2 protein-coding genes and 1 pseudogene are annotated in these 1,202 nt (G+C 74.1%); 2 read left to right on the top strand and 1 reads right to left on the bottom strand.

Features of this window, described 5'->3' with window-relative positions; genetic code table 11:
- Positions 1-305: pseudogene (locus tag B0E53_RS36620) on the bottom strand (type VII secretion protein EccE); the annotation flags it as partial.
- A gap of 236 nt (positions 306-541) precedes the next feature.
- Between B0E53_RS36620 and B0E53_RS36625 the strand changes: the two are divergent.
- Positions 542-859: a WXG100 family type VII secretion target gene (locus tag B0E53_RS36625; protein ID WP_107079933.1), complete on the top strand. Its 318-nt coding sequence runs from the start codon at positions 542-544 to the stop codon at positions 857-859.
- A gap of 20 nt (positions 860-879) precedes the next feature.
- Positions 880-1,173 (top strand): WXG100 family type VII secretion target, encoded by a 294-nt coding sequence (locus B0E53_RS36630; protein ID WP_107079932.1) that lies wholly within the window; start codon positions 880-882, stop codon positions 1,171-1,173.
- Positions 1,174-1,202: the final 29 nt, after the last annotated feature.

Below are 1,202 nucleotides of genomic sequence, written 5' to 3' on the forward strand. Positions count from 1 at the left end.
AGCGCCGCCGGTCCGGAGGCGGCCGGCAGGCCGCGCCGCCGGGCCAGGTAGGCCGCGCCGACGGCGAGCCACTCGAAGAGCCAGCGCCCCCGGAACCGGACCCAGGTGGCGGGGAGCAGGACCGCCGCCAGCAGCAGGGCCGCTGCGGTCACCGGGACGCCCCGGCCCACGGCCGCGACCAGCACCGCCACCGCGACCTGCGCGGCCACCACCTGCCCGGCGCGAACGGCCGGAGCCGGCCGCTGAGTCCACTGTGGCGGCGGGGCGGGTGCGAGAGCCGGCCGGTCGGTCGTGGTCGCGGTCACCGCACCTCCTCCGCCTGTTCGCCGGGTGACGCCGCCGTGGCTCATCGTAGGGCTTGGGCGTCCACAGGGGAGCCCGAGGGGGTAGCAGAACCGGAGTCGGACGGCTACCGTCAGCGACGAGTTCCGTCGAGTGCGCCGGCCGTCCCCTCCCCCCTTCTCCGGCGGCGCGCTCCGGCGAGTCCACGGTGGTCGCTCCGGCGACCAGCCACGACCGAGGAGACGAGGTGACGTCCGGGGTGTCCCAGACCCAGGCAGAAGCCGCGGTGATGCAGCAGACCGCCGCGAAGTTCGAGCAGGTCGACCAGTCGCTGCAGACCATGCTCAGCGGCCTGATGGCCGAGCTGGAGGTGTTGCAGCAGGCCTGGCGGGGCGCCGGCGGGCGCTCCTTCGAGCAGGTCAAGCAGCAGTGGGCGCAGGATCAGGCGGCCCTGCAGCGGGCGCTGCGGGAGACCGCCACTGCGATCCGCACCGCCGGCCAGCAGTACGACGTGTCCGACACCGAGGCCGCCGGCCGGGTGGCGGGCACCAACCGCGGCATCCAGCTGCCGCTCTGACGCACGGGAAGGACCGATCGATGGACCACGGTGTGCTGGTCGTCAACTTCGCCGCCCTGCAACAGGCCGGCGCGGACATCCAGAGGGCGCTGACCACCCTCGACAGTCAACTCGGGCAGCTCGAACGCGACGCCGCCCCGCTGGTGACGAGCTGGTCCGGCGAGGCGCGTGAGGCGTACGAACAGCGGCAGGCCTGCTGGCGGGCCGCCTCGCAGGACCTCCAGGCCATGCTGCGCGACATCAAGCTGGCCGTGGAGGACTCCGCGGCCGACTACCTCGACACCGAGAAGCGCAACGTCAACCTGTTCCAGTGACCGTCGGCGGGCGGCACGGGCGCTCCCGC

Source organism: Micromonospora sp. MH33 (assembly GCF_003013775.1).
In the GTDB taxonomy this organism is placed as follows: domain Bacteria; phylum Actinomycetota; class Actinomycetes; order Mycobacteriales; family Micromonosporaceae; genus Micromonospora; species Micromonospora fulviviridis.